18 protein-coding genes are annotated in these 22,048 nt (G+C 42.9%); 8 read left to right on the top strand and 10 right to left on the bottom strand.

All coding sequences use genetic code 11. The annotated features are described in order from the left end of the window. Positions 1–9: 9 nt before the first annotated feature. Complete coding sequence (locus F902_RS17785; RefSeq protein ID WP_005205548.1) at positions 10–975, bottom strand: hypothetical protein; 966 nt, start codon at positions 973–975, stop codon at positions 10–12. Between the two features lie 352 nt (positions 976–1,327). Here F902_RS17785 and F902_RS17780 point away from each other — a divergent pair, with 352 nt between their 5' ends. The 4 genes from F902_RS17780 (at position 1,328) to ligA (ending at position 8,588) form a co-directional block, all read left to right on the top strand. After that, positions 1,328–2,023 (top strand): GntR family transcriptional regulator, encoded by a 696-nt coding sequence (locus tag F902_RS17780; protein ID WP_005205546.1) that lies wholly within the window; start codon positions 1,328–1,330, stop codon positions 2,021–2,023. A 10-nt stretch (positions 2,024–2,033) separates the two neighbouring features. After that, positions 2,034–5,483: a chromosome segregation protein SMC gene (smc, locus tag F902_RS17775; RefSeq protein ID WP_005205544.1), complete on the top strand. Its 3,450-nt coding sequence runs from the start codon at positions 2,034–2,036 to the stop codon at positions 5,481–5,483. Position 5,484: 1 nt separating this feature from the next. Continuing rightward, complete coding sequence (locus tag F902_RS17770; RefSeq protein ID WP_005205543.1) at positions 5,485–6,489, top strand: cell division protein ZipA C-terminal FtsZ-binding domain-containing protein; 1,005 nt, start codon at positions 5,485–5,487, stop codon at positions 6,487–6,489. A 71-nt stretch (positions 6,490–6,560) separates the two neighbouring features. Continuing rightward, entirely contained in the window at positions 6,561–8,588 is a 2,028-nt protein-coding gene (gene ligA / locus F902_RS17765; protein ID WP_005205542.1) for an NAD-dependent DNA ligase LigA, read from the top strand. A gap of 70 nt (positions 8,589–8,658) precedes the next feature. On the opposite strand, the gene F902_RS17760 is transcribed toward ligA, so the two are convergent. Beyond that, positions 8,659–9,714, bottom strand: coding sequence for an SDR family oxidoreductase (locus tag F902_RS17760; protein ID WP_005205541.1), 1,056 nt, complete (start codon positions 9,712–9,714; stop codon positions 8,659–8,661). Between the two features lie 353 nt (positions 9,715–10,067). Between F902_RS17760 and ftn the strand changes: the two genes are divergently transcribed. Beyond that, the gene (ftn, locus tag F902_RS17755) at positions 10,068–10,532 is read left to right on the top strand and encodes a heteropolymeric bacterioferritin subunit Ftn (RefSeq protein WP_005205540.1); all 465 of its coding nucleotides are present in this window, start codon (positions 10,068–10,070) and stop codon (positions 10,530–10,532) included. A 101-nt stretch (positions 10,533–10,633) separates the two neighbouring features. On the opposite strand, the gene F902_RS17750 is transcribed toward ftn, so the two are convergent. From F902_RS17750 to benA, 7 genes are all read right to left on the bottom strand, one after another. Beyond that, entirely contained in the window at positions 10,634–11,902 is a 1,269-nt protein-coding gene (locus F902_RS17750) for an OprD family outer membrane porin (RefSeq protein WP_005205539.1), read from the bottom strand. 45 nt (positions 11,903–11,947) lie between these two features. After that, complete coding sequence (locus tag F902_RS17745; RefSeq protein ID WP_005205538.1) at positions 11,948–13,306, bottom strand: aromatic acid/H+ symport family MFS transporter; 1,359 nt, start codon at positions 13,304–13,306, stop codon at positions 11,948–11,950. A 472-nt stretch (positions 13,307–13,778) separates the two neighbouring features. Continuing rightward, positions 13,779–14,972: a benzoate/H(+) symporter BenE gene (gene benE, locus F902_RS17740; protein ID WP_005205537.1), complete on the bottom strand. Its 1,194-nt coding sequence runs from the start codon at positions 14,970–14,972 to the stop codon at positions 13,779–13,781. A gap of 56 nt (positions 14,973–15,028) precedes the next feature. Then, on the bottom strand, positions 15,029–15,814 hold the full coding sequence (gene benD / locus F902_RS17735) for a benzoate diol dehydrogenase BenD (protein WP_005205536.1): 786 nt from the start codon (positions 15,812–15,814) through the stop codon (positions 15,029–15,031). A 21-nt stretch (positions 15,815–15,835) separates the two neighbouring features. Beyond that, positions 15,836–16,852, bottom strand: a complete 1,017-nt coding sequence (gene benC, locus F902_RS17730; protein WP_005205535.1) for a benzoate 1,2-dioxygenase electron transfer component BenC — start codon at positions 16,850–16,852, stop codon at positions 15,836–15,838. A 73-nt stretch (positions 16,853–16,925) separates the two neighbouring features. Beyond that, the gene (benB, locus tag F902_RS17725; protein WP_005205534.1) at positions 16,926–17,426 is read right to left on the bottom strand and encodes a benzoate 1,2-dioxygenase small subunit; all 501 of its coding nucleotides are present in this window, start codon (positions 17,424–17,426) and stop codon (positions 16,926–16,928) included. After that, positions 17,423–18,805 (bottom strand): benzoate 1,2-dioxygenase large subunit, encoded by a 1,383-nt coding sequence (gene benA / locus F902_RS17720; RefSeq protein WP_005205531.1) that lies wholly within the window; start codon positions 18,803–18,805, stop codon positions 17,423–17,425. The genes benB and benA overlap by 4 nt, the downstream gene beginning before the upstream one ends. Positions 18,806–19,054: 249 nt before the next feature. Between benA and F902_RS17715 the strand changes: the two genes are divergently transcribed. Then, the gene (locus F902_RS17715) at positions 19,055–20,014 is read left to right on the top strand and encodes a LysR family transcriptional regulator (protein WP_005205529.1); all 960 of its coding nucleotides are present in this window, start codon (positions 19,055–19,057) and stop codon (positions 20,012–20,014) included. Between the two features lie 78 nt (positions 20,015–20,092). Here F902_RS17715 and F902_RS17710 read toward each other — a convergent pair whose 3' ends face one another. Further along, positions 20,093–20,668 carry a peroxiredoxin gene (locus F902_RS17710; protein ID WP_005205526.1) on the bottom strand — a complete coding sequence of 192 codons (576 nt, stop codon included), beginning with the start codon at positions 20,666–20,668 and terminating at the stop codon, positions 20,093–20,095. A gap of 134 nt (positions 20,669–20,802) precedes the next feature. Between F902_RS17710 and F902_RS17705 the strand changes: the two genes are divergently transcribed. Then, on the top strand, positions 20,803–21,132 hold the full coding sequence (locus tag F902_RS17705; RefSeq protein WP_005205524.1) for a DUF6176 family protein: 330 nt from the start codon (positions 20,803–20,805) through the stop codon (positions 21,130–21,132). Positions 21,133–21,162: 30 nt separating this feature from the next. Further along, positions 21,163–21,897 carry an alpha/beta hydrolase family protein gene (locus F902_RS17700; protein ID WP_017402063.1) on the top strand — a complete coding sequence of 245 codons (735 nt, stop codon included), beginning with the start codon at positions 21,163–21,165 and terminating at the stop codon, positions 21,895–21,897. Positions 21,898–22,048: the final 151 nt, after the last annotated feature.

The raw sequence follows: 22,048 nt of genomic DNA, 5'->3' as shown, positions 1-22,048 counted from the left end.
TATCCTCGATTAAAAGCCTAAACGATGACGTAAGCGACCAAATAGTTTTTTCATAAAATGCTGTTCTGTTTCGCTTTGCTGAGTTTGCGAGCGATATTTTGCCTGTTGATCTTTAATCAGCGTTCCACACTGTGCGCCCAAGCATGCTGCAACAAAGTGCCTGACTTTCTGTTCGGGGAGGTTGAGTTGTTGGGCAACCTGACTGATCTGTGCACCTTGTGCAAAACAGGCTGACATCCGCAAGATATCTTGGCGATCACCTTTATTTTTGGGCTGTGGCCAGACTTGCAGATAAAAACTTGTGGCAGACGCTGGACAGAGTTCCTCAAAATCCATAGAGGTCCAAAGTAAATGCCAAAGCCATTGTTTTAAGTCTTGCTGAGCTGAATCTACGATCCAATGCAAATCATTCTGTGTGGCATAGGTATAGTTCAGGCTTGGGTCGGTTTGAAAAGAGTGAAATTCAGGATGTTGCCACAGCCATTGATTGCGTAGGTCAGCAATGGCGAGTAGTCCTTGGTTATCAAATAGCTGAATATTGCCATTCTTAGGATTTTGAATTTCTTGCAGCAGGTCTTTAATTTGTTTGCGATGAAAGATTGGCACATCTTCAGTTTCGATATTCTCTGATGCTTGATTTAAGCGTTCATCCAGATGAAGGCTCAGCCAGTGATGCAAGGAATGAAGATGGTTCAAGGGCAGAAATAAGGTGTCATCTTCGATGGCGCTATTTTTATCAGCATCATTGGCAATTTTCAGCACATTTATTTTATTGTTTTGCAGTAGGCTCTTGATATTGGGTGAGTCAAAAAATACTTGGTTAATCATGAGAATATCAAGTTGTGGCTCGGCAATATTGCTCCAATTGATTTGGATATGCTGCGGCACAGCCGTTTGAACCTGTTGTTTTAACTCATTTAAGGTTCTGAGACTGAGTCCAAAAATGGCAATATTGATGGCTTGATGAACACTCATGTTATGACTCATCTATGTATGTACTGAGCAATTCAGTAGGAGATTTAAAATGCGATACTATTAGTGAAAATATTATTTTTTGTGACATGTATCAATTAAAAAGCGATAAGAGAATGTCTTTTCAGATGTGCGGTTAAATATCAGTTGCAAGCATAAATATTTGATATTCAATATAGAAAAACTGAGTGTTTAGTACATATTGAGAATCATATTGCGATTTTTTAGCGCAATTGGCTTAAAAAGCAATAAAATTGTCAGACAATGATATAGAATTTATAGGGCGAGATCAGTTAAAACAAAAAAGCGCAAACAGCATTGAATCAATGCGTATAACAAAGATAGCGAGGGGCTCATGAATCTCGAAGAGGCTGATAGTCTTTCTGAACAGATTGCAAAGTATATTAGTGAACAAATTATTAGTGGTGAGCTGGTTGAAGGCGAACGCATTCAAGAGTTGCGCATTGCCAAAGAATTAGATGTCAGTCGAGGCTCGGTTCGTGAAGCACTGTTGTTACTGGAACGGACTTATTTAATTGAAATTTTTCCGCGTCGTGGCGCGATCGTCTCTGAAATGTCAGCGCAACAAGTCAAAGCGCTATTTGATACCAATGTGATGGTGCTTGGGCATATTGTGCAGCGGATTAGTGAAACCTGGCGAGTCAATGAAGCAGAGCAACTGCAAACTTTATTGGATCAACTGGTCGAGTTTGTTCGTGCGGGCGATATCGAAAAATTTTACGATGCGATCTTTAAATATTTGGCAGATCAGCATGAAATGGTGGCAAATCCCTATCTGATGCAGTTCTATAAAGAACTACTGCCATCATTACGCCGTAGCTATTTTTTGACCTTAAATACTTCACGTCGAGAGCTACAAGAATCGTTTACCCTGTTTAAGTTAGTGATTGATGCTATTTTGATCCGAAAATCACAACAAGCTGCTTTATTTATGGAAGATTTTTGTCGACACTTGCGCAACCTTGTGTTGGAATCTCTGACACGTATGAAACAGATTGAATTGGCTTGGGCTAGACGCTCACGCCGCTAGTTAGGGCAATATGCGTTTAAGCAGTTTAAAACTTTCAGGCTTTAAATCTTTCGCCGATAGTACAACATTACATTTTAAGGCCAATCGTACTGCGGTGGTTGGGCCGAACGGTTGTGGTAAATCAAATGTCATTGATGCGATTCGCTGGGTTATGGGCGAGTCCAACGCACGTCAATTGCGTGGTGGCAGTATGCAGGATGTCATCTTTACCGGGACAGCCAAGCGTAAACCTGTCGGGGTTGCCAGTGTAGAACTTCGTTTTGACAATACCTATGGCAAATTAGGCGGCGCTTATAATGCTTATAGCGAGCTTGCGGTGCGTCGCCAAGTCACGCGTGAAGGTAAATCTGAATATTTCTTAAATGGCACACGTTGTCGTCGTCGTGATATCACTGATATTTTCTTGGGTACAGGTTTAGGGCCGCGTTCTTATGCGGTGATTGAGCAGGGCATGATTAACCGTCTGGTCGATGCCAAGCCTGAAGAAATGCGTGTGTTTATTGAAGAAGCGGCAGGGGTGTCACGTTATCAGGCACGCCGTCGTGAAACCTTGCAGCACTTAGAGCATACTGAGCAAAATCTGGCGCGTTTAGATGATATTGCCGCTGAACTAAAATCCCAACTGAGAAGCTTAAAGCGCCAGTCTGAAGCCGCAATTCAATATAAGACCTTAGAAGGGCAGATTCGAACTTTAAAAATTGAGATTCTTTCGTTCCAAGCCAATCAAAGTCAAAAGCTACAACAAGAATATACGGTTGAAATGACCGCGCTGGGTGAAAACTTTAAGTTGGTTCGTTCAGAATCTCAAACCATTGAACACGATCTTGAAGCCACCAGTGCTTTATTCCAACGCTTAATTCAGCAGTCTTCACCCTTGCAGCATGAATGGCAACAGGCCGAGAAAAAGCTGTCTGAATTAAAAATGACCTTGGAACAAAAACAGAGTTTATTCCAGCAAAACAGTACCAGCTTGCTGCAACTTGAACAGCAGAAAGTACAAACCAAAGAGCGTCTGCAACTCTCTGAATTACAGGTTGAAACCTTAAGCACTCAATTTGATGAGCAAAATGAAAGCTTGCTTGCCTTAGAGCAGCAGACACAAACGGCTGAGCAAAATTTTACCGATGTTCAGGCACAGCACAAGCAAGCACAACAGCAATTTGATCAACTGAAAACCCAAGTCGATCAGCAACAACAGAAAAAGTTGCAGATGGCAGCGCAAATTGAGCAGTTGGGTAAGAATGTTCTGCGGATTGAGCAGCAAAAGCAGACCTTGCAAACGCAAAGCACTCAGATTCGTGCTCAGGTTCAGGATGATGAACAGGCGCAGTTAGAACAATTACAGCAGCAACTGCAACAGGAAATAATTGCGTTAGAAACCGCGATTGAGCAATTACAGCAGGATGTTCAGACACAGCAAGATCAACAACAGTTGCAGAAGGCTGATGTGCAGAGTCTGAAAACCGAGATTCAGGTTTTATTGGCTGAACAAAAGAACTTAACTCAGCTCGTCGCAAAACAAAGTCCGAAGCATGATCAAAATGCAGTTCGATTGATGCAAAGCCTACGTTTAAGTGTTCAAGCTAAAGCGCATGCAAACATTATTGAGAAGTTCTTGGCCAAGTGGCTACAAGCGCAGTTGCTTGAGAATGGGCAAGCCTTCCAAGAGGGTATCTCACGACAGTTAAAATCATCACCACAGCAGCTTGTTCAAATTGCAGAGATGACTTGTTTGAGTGATTGGATCGAAGCCCCGCAATCTTCACTCTGGGCCAATGTAGCCGTTGCAGAGAATTTAGCGATTGCGTTGGAACGTCAAGCGGATCTCCAGCACGCACAATCCATTTTAACGCTTGATGGTTATCATGTCGGCGCAGACTGGGTGATTGCGCTGCATTATGATGAAGACAGTCAAACTGCGCAGGGCATGCTCAGTCATCAAGTCCGTTTAGAGGAAATTGAACAGCAACTGGCACAGCAACAACCACAGTTGCTCGATCTTGAACATCAGTTTTCTCAACAGCAGGAAACCTTGCAACTGCAGCAACAGCGTTTGCAGCAACAACAGCAAAGTCTGAAGCAAAAGCAAAAAGAGCTGCAACAGCTGGATGTGCAAATTGCCAAACTGCAAAGTACGGCACAGGCCTTTGTGTTGCAGCAACAGCAATTGGCCGATCAACTGAAACAGCTTGATCTACAGCTTGAAGAAGATGCCATGCAGCGTGATGATCTGGAGATTGATCTGCATGCGCTTGCATTGAAATTAGAAGCAGTGTTGCCGAACTATAAAACTTTACAGTTTCAGGTTGAAAACTTGAATGAGCAGTTGGATGAGCAGCAACAACAGTTGACTCAACAGCAGCAGCAACGTGAAGCTTTACGTCGTCAAACCTCGCAAGCCAATCAGCAAATTGAATTGTTAGAGAAAGATATCTCGTTCCTGAAAACACAATATCGTCAAATCATTGAACAAATTGAGCAGGCCAAGAAGTTTGTTGATCCGATTCAACTTGAGCTGCCGAACTTGGAGTCGCAATTCCACGAGCAATTCCAGCAAACCGAAAAGCTGCAAAAAACATGGAATGAATGGCAACTTGAACTCAATCAAGTGCAAGAGAAACAGCAGCAACTGACGGAACAACGCCATCTAGCTCAACAGAAAGACGAGCAGGTGCGTGAGCAGTTGGAACAAAAGCGCTTGGCTTGGCAGGCGGCGAAATCAGATCGTGAGCATTATCTGGAACAGCTGAAAGAACTCAATGCGGAAGCTTTATCTGATCTTTCAATTGAAATTAAAGATCATCAGCAGAAACTGGAAAAAGCCCAGCAGCAATTCGAGAAAATCGGTGCAGTCAATTTGGCGGCTTCATTGGAATATGAGGAAGTGTCGCAACGTTTTGATGAGTTGAGTCACCAGATGCAGGATCTACAAAATACGGTTGATCAGCTCAAAGACGCGATGAAAAGCATTGATCAGGAAACCCGTAAACTGTTTATGACGACTTTTGATCAGGTCAATCAAGAGTTGCAACTGCTGTTTCCTAAGGTGTTTGGTGGTGGTGAAGCGACTTTAAGCCTTGAAGATGATTGGCAGTCTGGGGTCAAACTGATGGCACGCCCACCCGGCAAGCGTAACAGTTCCTTGGCCTTGCTTTCAGGTGGTGAAAAGACCCTAACCGCTTTGGCTTTGGTGTTTGCAATCTTTAGATTGAACCCTGCACCGTTCTGCGTACTGGACGAAGTTGATGCGCCACTTGATGATGCCAATGTACAACGGTATTGTAATTTGGTAAAAGAGCTTTCTGAACAAGTGCAATTCATTTACATTACACATAATAAATTGGCGATGACAATGGCAACTGATTTACTTGGAGTCACCATGCCAGAGCCAGGTACATCAAAATTAGTGACTGTCGATTTAGAACAGGCAAAAGAATACGGGTTAGTTGCGGAGTCTTAGTATGGAAATGAATACAATAATAGGCATTGTTGCCGCCGTTGCGATTATGCTCGTTGGTTTAATCATGATTTTAAGAAAACCAAAACCAGTTGAGCCGTCATTAGAAGCAGATTTACATATTAATCCTGAAAGTCAGCAACCTGTGATCCCACGTCATGTACGTGACCAGCTTTTACAAAAAGAAGTAGTGACCACAACTGAGCGTGTTGAGCCAAGTTTAAATACTGAAGCAATTGTATCGGAGCCTGTGGCAGAGCAAGCCGTTGATGCAACTAGTGTTGAAACCAAAACGACGGAAATCGAACAAACGGCTAAAGCAGATGAGGTTGTTGAAGCTGTAGTAGAAGTCGAAGCGGCTCAAAAAGATGAGACAGTCGCAGCCGAAGCAGAAACAACAGTGGTCTCTGAAAATGTAGAAGCTACAGAGAAAGCAGAGGAAAGCAAAGCGGAAACTGAGCTCAGCTTAAATCCAAATATTGAAACCGTCGCGATTGAAGAGTTTGATGGCGAAAGTAATATTCTGGATGTGCATTTACATGAACAGCAACGCTATGATGATGAGAGTGCTTTAGCAACCGCAGAGCAAATCATTGCCCTGAATGTTTATCCGAATCCACGTCGTGCCTTATCTGGCGATAAAGCACTCAAAGTATTATTGAAGTACGGTCTGCGTTTCGGTGAAATGTCGTGTTTCCATCGTTATGAAAATACCGATGAGCCAAGTGCCTTGATGTTCTCTGTGTTGCGTATGACAGATAATGGTCCTGCAGGTTTTGATTTGGAAACTTTATCGGGCGAGCAGGTGCAAGGTCTTGCATTCTTCTTGGCTTTACCAAATAGCAAAGCGGTTACAGGTTATGACATGATGACCAGTATTGCAGGCTTAATTGCACGTGAAGTCGATGGTAAGGTCTATGATGAAAACAATTTAGAGTTTACGCCGCAGTTGAAAGAGCATTGGCGTCATCATGTGATTGATTATCGTCCAAATCAAGCAACCGTCTAATGAATCTTTTATAATAAATTTAGTAAAAATTATAGGGCGGTTTTTCCGCCCTTTTATATGGTGAAATTTAAATGGAACACAACTCAGTTATTGAGCAAATGCGTCAGTTGATTCAACTGATTGCAAAACACAATCATGCTTACTATGTGATGGATCAACCCTCTATTTCTGATAGTGAATATGACCATTTATTTCATCAGCTCAAAGCTTTAGAACAACAATATCCAGAATGTATTCAGGCGGATACCCCGACCAATAAAGTCGGTGGTCAAGCGCTATCAAAATTTGAAAGTGTGACCCATGCAGTGCCGATGCTGTCATTGGGTAATGTCTTTAATCAGGAAGACCTGTTTGCTTTCGCCCGCCGTATTGATGAACGTTTACCGAATCAACAAGTCCAGTATGACGTCGAACTGAAACTCGATGGTTTAGCGATTTCACTGTGGTATGAAAATGGTGTCTTGGTTCGTGGTGTCACTCGTGGTGATGGTGAGACAGGCGAGGATATTACCCAGAATGTTAAAACCATTCGAAATTTGCCGAAAGTATTATCCAGTCAGCATCAAGCAATTCCAGAATTTTTGGAAGTTCGTGGTGAAGTATTGATGCCAAAGCAAGGCTTTGAAAAGCTCAATGCCGATCAAGAAGCTAAAGGTGACAAGACCTTTGCAAATCCACGAAATGCTGCAGCAGGAAGTCTGCGTCAGCTTGATCCAAATATTGCAGCTTCGCGTCCATTGGCGTTCTATGCCTATGGGATTGCACAGTGTGTACCGAATCATGGCCTTGAAACCATGCATGACAGCTTGCACTGGTTAACCCGATTTGGTTTTGAAATTGCTGAGCGTCAATTCCTGTGTGCTTCGATTGAAGAAGTACAACAACGCTATGAACAGATTCAACAAGAACGACCAGATCTCAAAGTTGAAATTGACGGTATGGTGATTAAGGTGGATAGCCTTAAACAGCAACAACAATTAGGTTTTTTGAGCCGTGAACCCCGTTGGGCAACGGCTTATAAATTCCCAGCACAAGCGGCACTGACCAAAGTCGAAAATATTGACTGGCAAGTGGGGCGTACTGGTACGCTTACTCCTGTCGCGCGTTTAGCACCCGTCTTTGTTGGTGGGGTAACCGTATCTAATGTGACCTTGCATAACATTGGTGAAATTCATCGTTTAGATGTACGTGTAGGCGATACCGTGAGTGTTTACCGTACCGGTGATGTGATTCCAAAAGTTGAGAAAGTTTGGGCTGAGTTCCGACCTGCTGAAGCGGAGATGGTGCATCTTCCGACTAATTGTCCAGTCTGTGAATCACCTGTGGTGATGCCAGAAGGTGAGGCCTTGGCACGTTGTTCAGGTGGTTTGTATTGTGCGGCACAACGGATTGAAGCCATTCGTCACTTTGTTTCACGTAAAGCACTGGATATTGAGGGCTTGGGCGATCGTTGGGTCGAGTCACTGTTACACCTCGATCTACTCAAAGATGTGGCTGATATTTATCATTTGCATGAGCATCGTGACACCTTATTGACCATCGAAAAAATGGGTGAGAAATCAGTTCAGAACTTGATTGATGCGATTGAAGCGAGCAAGAAAACCACTTTGGCGCGTTTTATCTATGCCTTGGGGATTCGTGGTGTTGGTGAAACCACAGCACGTATGTTGGCCAATACCTTCCAGACGCTTGAAGCGTTGAAAGCTGCGGATATTGAAGCCCTCAAGAAAACCCCTGATGTCGGTGATATTACTGCAGAATGGATTGCCGACTTTTTCCAAGCACCGCATAACATCGAAGTGTTGGATCGTTTGATGGCAGCAGGCATTCATTGGGATGCACCGACTGCACCAACGCGTCAGCCTTTGAATGGTGAGAGTTGGGTGGTCACAGGTACATTGGAAAGTATGGGGCGTGACGAAGCAACGCAGAAACTTCAAGCCTTGGGTGCGCGTGTCAGTGGTAGTGTGTCTAGTAAAACCAAATGTGTGGTTGCTGGTGAGAAAGCAGGTAGTAAGCTGGATAAAGCGCAAAAACTTGAAATTCGAGTGTTGAATGAGCAAGAGTTTTTAGAGTTTTTGCAGCAGTATGAAGTCTGATTCTCTATCTAAATTTTGAGTCAACACGAACTGATAAAAAAGGCGGCATTTATGCCGCCTTTTTCTGATATTAAATATATTTTTTCACAATGCCATCATCCAGCAATTGCTGGAAATGCTCACAGACACTCTCACGCACATCGCGATATTCAATGCCGAGTTCTTTGACGCTACGTTGCGCATTAAAATAGATTGGATAACCCATATTTAATTTTACAAACTCACGTGAATGACCGAGGATTGGCGCCACAAAAGCAAAAGCGGTCTTTGGCACAGTAAAGTGTGGGAATGGGAATTTATAACCAAACTTTTGTGTGAGTGCTTTGCCCATATCCAATAAGCTGAGTGTGCCACCACAAATAATATAACGGCCTTGTGCTTTTGGATTCAGTGCTGCCGCCACATGTGCATCAGCAACATCACGTACATCGACAATACCATTCCACATCGGCGGTACACCAAATAAGGTGGTGCCATTACCAAACTGTTGTAATACTTCAATACTACCTGACTGGCTCGCATCGGTGAGGGAAGGCCCCATCACTAAGGCGGGGTTAATACAGACTAAATCCCAACGGTTCTGTTGTTCAGCCATTTCCCATGCTTTGCGCTCAGCAGCAACTTTTGAATAGGGGTAGGGTTGATGGGTTTCACTACTGGTATTGTTCCAGTGGCTCTCATCGAACTCATTGTCGGCGGTATTTTGAATCTCAACTGCATCGCCATAGGTCGATGCAATGCTTGACGTCAGCACCACACGTTTGACCGACTCAGTGCGATTGACGCTGTCTAATACGTTTTCTGTGCCTTTCACCGCAGGCTCAATAATGTCTTTGACTGCATCTTTATAATTGGTCACCACAAATGGGGATGCGGTATGAATCACGATTTCACAATCTTTCATTGCATCATCAAATGAACGTGGTTCAAGTAAATCTGCTTTAAAAAATTCAATCTTCCCAGAAGATTGATCTGCCAGATCATATAAATGCTGAATCTTATTCTTCTTCGATGGGTCACGCACTGTAGCATGAACCGTATAACCTTGATTCAACAGACGTTCAATAATCCAGCCTGCAATATAACCCGTCGCGCCAGTGACCAAAATTGGTTTGCTTTTATCCATTGTGGTTTCCACATTATGTTTTTGTGATTGCTGTTATTTACCGAATTTTGCTCAAACAAACAACAGCTGAGCAGTCATTTTTTATGATTTTTTGATCAAAACATCAGCGGAATAAGAAGCATTGCTAATGGTTACAAAAAATCAAACAAATGATTTTCAATAGGATTATCTCTTTTTAAAGTGATAAATGATATGCAAAGGCTTATTTTATTTAGATAAATTGAGCTAATTAGAACTGTAAATGCGTATGTTTCTCATTTTAATTTTATAAAAATCATAAACTTACACACTTTTGTTTTTGCAATTCTATTGTAACTTGGCCATAATATTGTCATTCGATAGGAGTAAGTATTATGCGTGGCAATCCAGAAGTCATCGACTATTTAAATATGCTCATTGGCGGTGAATTGGCTGCTCGTGATCAATATTTAATTCATTCAAGAATGTACGAAGATTGGGGTTTGAGCAAAATCTACGAGCGTATTGATCATGAAATGCAAGAAGAAGCATCTCATGCTGATTCAATCATTCGTCGTGTGTTGTTCTTAGGTGCTCAACCGAACATGAATCGTGAAGATATTAATGTCGGCAACGATGTTGTCAGTTGCTTAAAAGCGGATTTGGCACTTGAATACCATGTGCGTGAAAAATTGGCAGTGGGTATTAAGCTGTGTGAAGAAAAAGGCGACTATATTAGCCGTGATATGTTGCGTCAGCAGCTTTCTGATACAGAAGAAGATCATACCTATTGGTTAGAAAAGCAATTACGTTTAATTGAATTGATTGGTTTGCAGAATTATATTCAGTCACAAATTTAATTGATCTGATTGAAGGTGTGAGACATAAAAAGAGAACTTCAAATGAAGTTCTCTTTTTTGTTTTAGGGGTTAAATTGTTTAGTTAACTGACAGACTAAGACTTAGAATTTTTTACTGTAGTTCACGAATAAACGGTCTTCGCCAAAGTCATTGCCGTGTTTCACATCATAGTCAATGCGGATATATTGCAGCGCAAAGCCTTTGAGATAAGGTTGTTGAAAAGCATAGTTCACAATAATATTGGACTCGGTTTCATGATTTTTGTCACCATTGGCTGTCTTAAAGTCATGACCATAGACATATTTCAGCATCGCATTTAGCCCAGGTATATAGTCCTTAAAATCATAGCCATACATCAAGTGATAAGACTTTTCATTCTTTTTGAAGAAACCTGTGGCATTCCAGTTGATAAAATAGGTTTCAGGCAGGAAACCATCAGGTAAAGGATAAGCAGACTCTCCGATAATCTGTTGATAACCCAAACCAAAAGACTGATTCTTCACTTTTAGCATTTCCAGAATTCCGATATTTTGCGCATCAATATCAAAGTTGCTACCGTCATTTTTGGCATTGAAATATTTAAACTTGGAATTCAGGGTGAAGTCGGGTTGTTTCCAGGTATGCTCTAGCCCCACATAGTGTTTATTGTAGAGGTCTTCTAAATTGCCGAAGTAGTATTCTGCCTTCAATGATGGCGTGAGCTGATAGCGCAGATCCAGATAATTTAAACCATCCGAGTAAACGGTTTTGCCATTCGCAGTAAAAGAAAATTTCTTAAAATCTTCTTCATTACGCGGTGACACTTTGGTCACTCGGCCTATTTCGGCATAGAGCTGATCAGAAAGTTGTGACTTTAAGTTGGTGCCCCAATACGATGCCAATAACTGACGACTGGCATCTACCGCCGTCACAGGAAGATCCAGCCAGAGTTCACCGACACTGAGCAGTGTTTTGTCATAGCCCAGTTTGAGGGTCGCGCCATATTTTAAATAGTCAGAGGCTTGTGATTGGGTTTGGGGATCAAAGGGCAACACCGTATCTGCGACATGCTTATCTTTGCTTAAACGTACCGCATATTGCACCGAAGCATCCGCCCCGATGGTGATTGCTTTGTCTGCGATTTGTAGGGGTGTATCCTGCATATTTGATTTGTAGAATAAAGATGCCGCTTGAGACCAGCTACCGGTATCTTTAAGGCTTGGATTGTCATAGTCACGATTAATATAAGCATTTTTAAGTGTGAATTTCCATTGATCTTGAGTTAGTTGAGCTGTCTCCGCAGCAAAAGCAACTGAGCTAGACCAGCCACCCATTGCCAATAGGGTTGCAACCGTTAAACGCGTAGGGCAGAAGCGCTGTAATAATTTCATAATCCATATCCGAAGTCAGTGCGCCAGTCCTCGGCGCACATGGTTTTATTGCTGAGATAGTGAAGATTGTGGGTTAAAGCTTGTCGCAGGTTGAGCCGCAACCGAGACTTTTAAATTCACCAAGAAAATGGCGAGTGCCGCGATAATGCCGGGAATCGCGATGGCGAGAAAATTCATTTGATGAGGCAATTCAAAGGTGAGTAAAGCACCAGTTAGGACAGGGCCGATGATGGCACCGATTCGGCCAATACCCGAAGCCCATCCCATCCCAGTTGAACGTACTGCGGTTGGGTAGAATTGCGCCACAAAGGTATAGAGTAGAATCTGTGAGCCAATCGTGGCTGCACCTGCGATCGCAATCAGGCTGTACAAAATAAATTGTGGGCTATTGAAACCAAGTAAGATTAGGGCAGCAGCACCAATCACAAACATGCTGGTAATCACGGGTTTTAAGTGGAATCTATCCGCTAATGCACCACCGCCAATCGCGCCAACCATACCTCCAATGTTCAGTGCAAACAGGAATAGCATACTGGCACCTAGAGAATAACCCGCCTGTAACATCAGTTTTGGTAACCAACTACCTAATGCATAGACCATCAACAGACACATAAAGAAGGCTACCCAAAACATAAAGGTGCTGAAACTACGACCTTGTTGGAATAGGGCGCGAACGGGCGCATCAGTCGTGGTAGTTTCATTTAGAACCAGTTCAGAATGATTGCTTAATTCAGTTTCGGGTGCGATTTTACTGACAATCATTTTGGCTTGATCGTGATGATTCGATTTCACTAAGAAAGCCAGTGATTCAGGCAGAAATTTCCAGATCACAGGCAACAGTAACAGCGGAATGCCCGCAATTAAAAACATGATCTGCCAACCCATATCTTTGACTAACCATGCACCCAGTAAGGCAGAACTCATCCCGCCTATGGCATAGCCACTAAACATCAGTGCGACTAAGGTACTGCGGATTTTTTTCGGCGCATATTCAGTCATCAGAGCCACGACATTCGGCATTACACCACCAATGCCAAGCCCTGCGATAAATCGTAAAATGGCAAATTCAGTGGGGCTTTTCGCAAAAGCACCCAAGAAGGTAAAGCCACTAAATAAAGTGACACAGATCATAATGGTTTTTTTACGCCCCAGTTTGTCTGAAAGCGTGCCAAAAATCATGGCACCAAACATCATCCCGAACAAAGCTGCGCTGGCAAGCAATCCCGCTTGCACTGCAGTCAGTGACCATTGCTGCATCAACAAGGGTAGAGCTACCCCGTAAATCACCAGATCATAACCGTCAAAAATAATAATGATGAGACACCAGATTAATACTTTCCAGTGGAATGCCGTAAAACGGGCTTTATCAATAATGTCATTAATATTGACCTTATGTGTATCCATTGCTTCACCTCCAATTTGTGAAGTACCGAGTTATTTTTTATTAAGCTATTTTGTTATTGGGTGAGAGTCAAAAACCTAATTGATATATCTTTATGTCTTTAAGGTATTGTGACTTTATTTGATTAATATATTGAAATTTATGAATTTATTGTTTTTTTGGTTTAATTTGTTTTTAAATATGGGTGAAATATTAAATGGTGAGAATTTTAACTATTTTATGATGTTTAAGTCTTATTTTTATAATTGAAAAATCATTAAATAAACTTATGGTGTGATTAAAATAAGTCAGGATATTTTATTTTACCTCTTGGTTAAAATAATGATGAGCATTTAATTAAGTTGAGTGAGGGGGGATACTTTAAAGTGAGATTTTGGGAATTGCCTTACTGAATTTTGATCGCTTAGCTTTAGGGGCAAAGTAGTCTGTTATTCGACAGCAAGGCGGAGAGTCGAGGGAGTTGTTCTCTTTTTATTAAGCGGATTGTGTTGCTGTGCGTTGAGTGAGAATGAAATGAGCAATCACCCCAATACAAATGCCCCAAAACACCGAACTTAATCCTAAAAAATGCATACCAGAAGCAGTTGCTAGAAAGGTAATCAGTGCGGCATCGCGCTGTTGGTCATTTTTCATAGCAACGGCAATATTGGTGGAAATTGCACCTAGCAAAGCCAAGCCTGCTAACGCAGCAACCAATTCTTTCGGCAGTAAGTTAAACAGCATCACAATACTGCCCGCAAACAGTCCGCCCAGAATATAAAAAATTCCATTGGCAATCCCTGCGATATAGCGTTTTTCTTTCAGTTCATGTGCATCTTTGCCCATACATAACGCTGCTGTAATGGATGCGAGGACGATAGTAATACCGCCAACACAAGCCACAGCGAGAGAGGCAATACTGGTAGCACTGATAATCGGTTTGGCAGGCGTGTCATAGCCACTCAGTTTCATAATCGCCATACCCGGCAAGAACTGACCTGTCAGACTCACGAGGATTAAGGGCAGCGCTAGATTTAAGGTCGAACTCCATGTCCATTCAGGGCTGATCCATTGTGGAATCGCTAGATGAAAACTGAGCTCCACAGGATTCATTTTTCCCAAGAATAAACTGAGTGAAATACCCGCTGCCAATACCCAGATCATGGTATAGCGCGGCATCAGTCGTTTAGCGACCAGAAACACAATCAACATGCTAAACACAATCAGCGGCATGCGATCTGTGGCGGTAAACAGGTTAATGCCAAATTGAAACAAGATGCCTGCCATCATGCCAGCAGCAACATCTTGCGGAATCCATTTCAGTAGTTTGTCGAAACAGCCTGTAATCCCAATGAGAAAAATCACGATGGCAGAGGTGATATAGGCAGCGACCGCCTCATTCAGAGAAATGTCGGGAAATAAGGTGACCAATAAGGCCGTTCCTGGGGCAGACCAAGCAGTAATGACGGGAGTTTTATATTTAATGGAGAGATAAATCCCAGCAACTGCCGCACCGATGGAAATGCCCCAAATCCATGACACCATCATCTCTGTTGAGACATGGGCACGTTGCGCTGCCTGAAAGAAAATAATCAGTGGTCCTGAATAGGAAATCAGCACTGCAAGAAAACCCGCAACCGTGGCTGAAATGGACCAATCTTGTTTTAATGTTTTGAATAGTGTCGACATTCGCTGATGGCCTCCATGCACATCCTGTACTTTATCTGAAATGCAAAAGATCAGGCTTAACCCTGATCTCCACCTCCCACGGGAATGACGCTGCCCGTGATATAGGAGGCATCATCAGATGCAACAAAGACAATCGCTTTGACTTGTTCCTCAATATTGCCATAGCGTCCCATAAAGGTACGGTCTATGGTTTGATCGACGACCTGCTGCATCCAGTCTTTTTCATTTTGACTGAGTGGGTTGCTATTACGCGGTACTTTGCGAGGTGGGGCTTCGGTGCCGCCTGTGGCAATGGCATTGACGCGAATTCCATCTTTGGCATGTTCAAAGGCCAGCGATGCCGTCAGTGCATTAACGCCACCTTTGGCGGCAGAGTAGGGAATACGGTTAATCCCGCGAGTCGCAATCGATGAAACATTGACGATCACACCTGCCTGTTGCTGAATCATTGCAGGCAAGACCGCTCGGCAGCACCATAAAGTTGGAAACAACGAGCGATTCACTTCCTTGATAATTTCCTGTTCAGAGAATTCCTGAAAAGGTTTCATCCAGATTGCACCACCAACATTGTTGATCAGCACATCGACCCGGCCAAAATGTTCAATGGCTCTGCTAACGACGCTTTGTGCACCTGCAAAGCATTCCAGATCGGCTTGAATCGTAATGGCCTCAGCCCCTAAGGCTTTGACTTCAGCCAACACATCCTGCACATAATCAGAACGATCAGCCAAGACCAGTTGCGCACCTTCAGATGCGAGTTGTAACGCAACTCCACGACCAATGCCCTGAGCACTACCTGTGACAATTACCACTTTATGCTTAAATCTTTGAGTTTGAGACATAGCTTGATTTTCCTGTGGCTATTAATTCGCAGAGAACTTTTCGAACAGGAAGTTGGCTGGTTTGATCTGTTCTGTATCTAACCAGCCACGGACGGCTTCGACCATCGGTACAGGACCGCACAGATAAATATCGACATCGCCGCTATTGAGCCATTCAGATTCGATATGACCTGTGACATAGCCTTTACGCGCATGCTGGCTGTCAGGATGAGCAACCACAGTCCGATATTCAAACCAAGGGAATTGCGCCTGTAATTCTGCTAATTTCTCCAAAGCCACCAGATCAAAGTCGTTGGTCACGCCAAAGACTAAGCGTACAGGTTGGGTTGAACCTTTTTCTTCAAGTACCTGCAACATCGACATAAAAGGAGCAATGCCTGTTCCACCTGCAAGCATCAGCACAGGACGAGTGACATTACGCAGATAGAAACTGCCGAATGGACCTGTGAAGCTCATCTTGTCGCCTGCCTGCGCGGCCTTGCTTAAGAAATCGCTCATTTTGCCATTTGGGACATTACGCACCACAAAACCTGTTAAGCGATTGCCCGGCTTTGAGCTAAATGAATATGAACGGGTTTCACCTGTTTCAGGAATAGCGACATTGACATACTGCCCTGCAAGAAAATGAATATCGGGTTGCCCTTCATCCAGTTGAATATCAAAAGTAATGGTTGAGTCGGAAAGATTTTCGACCCGAGCCAATGTGCCTTGGAAAGAATGAATTTCGGTTTTACAAACATCAGATGACGCCTGAATTTGGAATACTGCATCTGAGCTTGGACGACATTGGCACGCCAAAATATAACCTTGCTCTGCTTCTTCTGGGGTGAGGGCATCTTCGATATAGCTTTCTTCTGGCATGTCATAACTGCCAGATTCGCAGAATGCACGGCAAGTACCACAGGCACCGTCACGGCAATCCAACGGGATATTAATTTTTTGGCGATAGGCTGCATCGGACAGGGTTTCACCTTGAGCAACACTGATAAAACGTGTCACACCATCTTCAAATTGAAGTGCTACATTGTGGTTTGACATGAGACGTATCCTACAAAATAATTTAAATTTGGGGCCCCAACCAACAGTCCATTTGGCTGAGGCGACCTATTTTTTACAGGTGGTAGATATCAATCACTTGATTAATATAGTCATTTTTAAGCACCACATATTTGCTCAGGATTTTTGCTTCATCACCCGAACAATCAATCACATAACGTGACATGCCAAAGTAGCTATAGGTGGTTTTGTAGCGGAAGCTCAAGGTATTCCAGTTGAAGCGAACCGTGAGTTTATCGCCGTCGCGTTCAATCACTTCAATATTGGCAATATTGTGGCAAGTACGGGTATCAGGCATGGTGGCAGAAGAGCGTTCGGTTTTGATTCGGAACACACGATCTTCTAAACCTTGGCGATCTGGATAATAAATCAGGGAAATTTCAGACTGTGGATCTTCGGTGAGCTGATCATTGTCATCCCACGCTGGCATCCAAAAACTGGCTTCAGGCGCATAGCAACTCAGCCAATCATCCCATTGTTCATCATCTAAAAAGCGTGCTTCGCGATAGAGGAATTGGGCAATATTTTCCAAGCTGCTTTTATCTTGAATACTCATGCGTTTTCTCCTTGAGCAGCAATTTGCTTCTCAGCGACAATGGCGTGTTTCATGGTATGCAACCAGTACTGATGTTGTGCCAGATAGAGGCCTTCATCTTCGGTTTTAATTCCGCTTAACATCGGTTTAAGCCCAATTTCATTGGCTGCATCATCAGGGCCATAAATCCAGTGCTTTGAACCACGACACATGTCATTCCATTCCAGCGCGATACCTGCATAACCAGCCTGACAAGCACGGAACTCTTCTAGGTCATCGGGTGTGGCCATGCCTGAGGCATTAAAGAAATCTTCATATTGACGAATACGACGCGCACGCGCTTCTGGGGCTTCCCCTTTCGGTGCAATACAGTAAATTGTCACTTCAGTCCGATCGACCGAAATAGGACGTAACACCCGAATTTGCGAGCCGAACTGATCCATTAAATACACATTTGGATAGAGGCACAGATTACGCGAGCGTTCGATCATCCATTTCGACATGGCTGCACCATATTTCTCGGTATATTCATCTGCTTTCGGGAAGTTTGGGCGATCTTCTGGATTGGCCCATTGCGTCCATAGCAACATATGACCATTTTCAAAACCATAAGAACCACCGCCTTGCTTGCCCCAAGAACCTGCGCTCATGGCACGAATATTATCGGCTGCCTGTGTTTCTTTACGGTGTTGTGTGGTTGCGGCATAGTTCCAGTGCACCGCTGAAACGTGATAACCATCAGCCCCATTTTCAGCCGTGAGTTTCCAATTTCCTTCATAGGTATAAGAGGAGGTACCGCGCAGAACTTCTAAACCATGCTCGGATTGATCAACAATCATGTCGATGATTTTACTGGTTTCACCCAAGAATTCTTCAAGTGAAGGCACATCTTGATTGAGACTGCCAAACAAGAAACCTTTGTAATTCTCAAAACGAGCGACTTTTTTCAGATCATGTGAACCGTCTTGGTTAAAGCAATCCGAATAACCTGCTTCACTTGGGTCTTTAACTTTGAGGAGTTTGCCTGAGTTGTTAAAGGTCCAACCGTGGAAAGGACAGGTATAGGTGGCCTTGTTACCGCGTTTATGACGACAGAGTTGGGCACCACGATGCGAACAAGCATTGATCATGGCATTCAGTTCGCCGTTACGGTTACGGGCGATAATGACAGGTTGACGACCAATATGCGTGGTGTAGAAATCGTTGTTATTGGGGATTTGGCTTTCATGTGCAAGATACACCCAATTGCCTTCGAAAATGTATTTCATTTCAAGGTCAAATAGGGCTTGATCGGTAAATACTGAGCGATGCAGTTTAAATTCACCTGTGTCGATATTATCGACCAGTAATTCATCAATGCGGTCAAGATGGCTGGTATTGATTACAGGAATACGTGGCATGTCCGTTCTCCGACTTTCCAAAACTGTGGAAGTCATCGAGTTGCGCTAAAAGCGTCTCGATATCCTAATAAGTTGAATGTGGCGAGTGTTGTGGCTTGAACCGATAAGGATGAATGTGGGCAGCTGGAATTTAGCGGAAGCGACTCATAACTTCATCGGTTTATCTCTTGTCTATACCTTAAAAGAATGAGTAAACTCTGTCTAAGACCGAATTTATATTTTTATATATCTTAAAGGTATGGAAACCTCATGGAATTACGTCATTTACGGTATTTTGTTGCGGTTGTTGAAGAACAGAGCTTCACCAAGGCCGCAGAAAAACTATTTATTGCTCAACCACCTTTGAGTCGGCAGATTCAAAATTTGGAAAGTGAGTTGGGTATTCAACTGTTTGAGCGAGGCAGTCGGCCTCTACAAACCACACCTGCGGGACATTTCTTTTATCAGCATGCGATTAAACTTTTGTCTAATGCCGAAGAAATTAAAAGTATGGCGAAACGGATTGGGCTGATTGAACGCAGTGTCACCATCGGTTTTGTCGGTTCGCTGCTTTATGGTCTATTGCCACGGATCATCTATTTATTCAGACAACAGCAGCCACATCTCAATATTCAACTGGTTGAAATGAGTACCACCGAGCAGTTGCAAGCCTTAAAAGAAGGTCGAATTGATGTGGGCTTTGGACGTTTGCGGATTAGTGATCCTGCGGTCAGACGGATTTTATTGCGCAAGGAGCGTTTGGTTGTGGCGGCGCATACCAGCCATCCGATTGCACAGCGGACAGAAGGGGTCTATCTGGCAGATCTGATTGATGAAAAGATGTTTATGTATCCGACTTCACCGAAACCGAATTTTTCGACTCAACTGCTGAATATTTTTGCCGAGCATAGTTTAGTGCCGAAAAATATGCATGAAGTGCGGGAAATTCAATTGGCTTTGGGTCTGGTCGCTGCAGGTGAAGGCTTGTGCGTGATTCCTGCCAGTGCCGATACCATTCGTTTTCCACATCTCAATTACATTCCGATTCTGGACAATGGTGCGGTTAGCCCAATCTTTCTGACTGCACGGGCAATGGATCGTAGTGAAGACCTACAGCTGTTATTTGATTGTGTTTATCAGGTCTATGATCTGGAAGGCATTCCGTATCAACGTACCGTGTTTACACTGGATCAGAACCCGATTGATGATTCCAATGGCATTGATTATTAAACATGTATAAAAATGCCTAGTCTTTAAAAAACTAGGCAGATGATCAATCCAGAAATTGACTCGAGATATTTGAAGCGATTATTTGCTTTGTAAGGTTTTTAAATCTTTCAACACTTGATCGGCATGAGTTTGAGTATTCACGCTGGTGTAGTGATACATCACCGCGCCTTGAGGATTAATCAAAAAACTCTCACGTTTGGCAATTTTAGTAATACCCAAGTTTCGTACGATGCCAAATTTAGTGGCTAGTTCGCCCTGATCATCTGCAAGAATTGGGAACGGTAGGCCAAGTTTCTCTGAGAATTTTTGATGTGATGCAACATCATCCAGACTTACACCCAGTACCACAGCATTTGATTTGGTAAATTGTGGATACAGAGATTTAAATTGATTAGCTTCTTGGGTACAGCCTGCGGTGTTGTCTTTAGGATAGAAATAAAGTACCACCCATTTGCCTTTATATTGATTTAAGGTATGCCATTTGCCAGTTTGATCTTGCAGTTTAAAGTCTGGTGCAGATTGCCCAACCCATTCTTTTTGAGCGGTATCTTGCTTTGAAAATAAGGTACTTTGTGCGCTACTAAGTGTTGGTGAGCTGATTAAAAAAAGTGAACTACATAAAACGAGAACTTTGGACTTTATCGTATTCATCATGTTGATCTCAAAGTGTAATAGCAGCTACTTTAGCAAATTTAGAGATTGGATGTGGTAGAAAATTCTTTACAGGGTTTTGCTCTGCTTTATATATTTCAATTGAATAGCGATTTAGAAAAAGAAAAGGAAAATCAATGGATGTTGGTGCAGTTCTGATTAAATTAAAAGCAAATAGGCAGGCTGAGGTCGAGGCTTGGCAGCGAGAAATTCAACAACGCAAAGTAGAAGCCATTCAAACACTTCAAGCAGAAGGGGTAACCGTTGAATCTTGGTTTCAACTTGAATTGAATGGCGATCATTATTTGCTCGCCTATATGCGTGCCAAAGATATTGCTCATGCTCAGCAGGTGGCGAGAAATAGTTGCTTGGATATTGATCAAGTTCATCGACAGTTCAAGCAACATTGGGAGCAAGTGATTCCAGCGCAGCTTTTGGTAGATTTGGAAAATAATGAGGAGTGTTAATCAGGGTATACTGCATTGAAGTTTTTGGAAATGAGCAAGCACGTGACCTATAAGATTCTACTTATCACGGGATGGGGCGGTGGTGCCGAATTATTAAAACCTTTACATGAGACTTTAGAACAAAAGGGACATATTGTTGAGCGGCTTAATATCTTTAATGCGCTGAATGATGAGATATTGCAACAGCATGTTGAACTTGCAGTGAAGTTTGATGTGATCATTGGATGGTCGCTTGGTGGACAACTGGCAACCTTATTGGTCGATCAAATTCAACAACAATATGCTGAACCGAAAGTTTTAATTACTTTAGCGTCGAATCCATGTTTTGTGGCTCAAGCAGATTGGACGACTGCCATGCCTGTTGAAACCTTTATGCAATTTAAACAATCATTTGAACAGGATGCGATTAGTACTTTAAAGCGTTTTGGTTTGTTGGTGTGTCAGGGTGCAAGTTCAGCAAAGAAAGATTTCGTAGCTATGCAGAAATTGATTCGTCCACAACCGATTGCATTGCTTCGGGACGGATTACAGTTGTTGGAGCAATTAAACTTGGTTGAGTTGTATAAAAATTATCAGGGTAGGCAATTGCATGTCTTTGCAGAGCATGATGCTTTAGTTCCTTACCAAGTTGTGCAAAAAATTAAAGATTTAGCTGCAAAGAATTTGTCTGTGGTTTCTGTGGAAGGGGCTTCACACGGTTTTCCGTGCTTTATGGTTGAGCAGACTGTGCAAATAATTGAAGATTTTATTCAACAGACGGTTTAATCTTGCTTGAATTGAAAGTTCTCGCAATATATTTTAGATTTTGACACGTTTAAGATGTTCACAAGTTCTTCTGTATGAATTTTCCAAAAAATTGATACTCGGTAAGGTCATCCACAACCTGCGTGGTTATCGTAAAAGTGATGAAGATGGA

Origin of the sequence: Acinetobacter higginsii (assembly GCF_000369525.1) — a bacterium.
In the GTDB taxonomy this organism is placed as follows: domain Bacteria; phylum Pseudomonadota; class Gammaproteobacteria; order Pseudomonadales; family Moraxellaceae; genus Acinetobacter; species Acinetobacter higginsii.
Note: the sequence above shows the minus strand (reverse complement) of the source record. Positions and strands in the feature narration are given on the sequence as shown.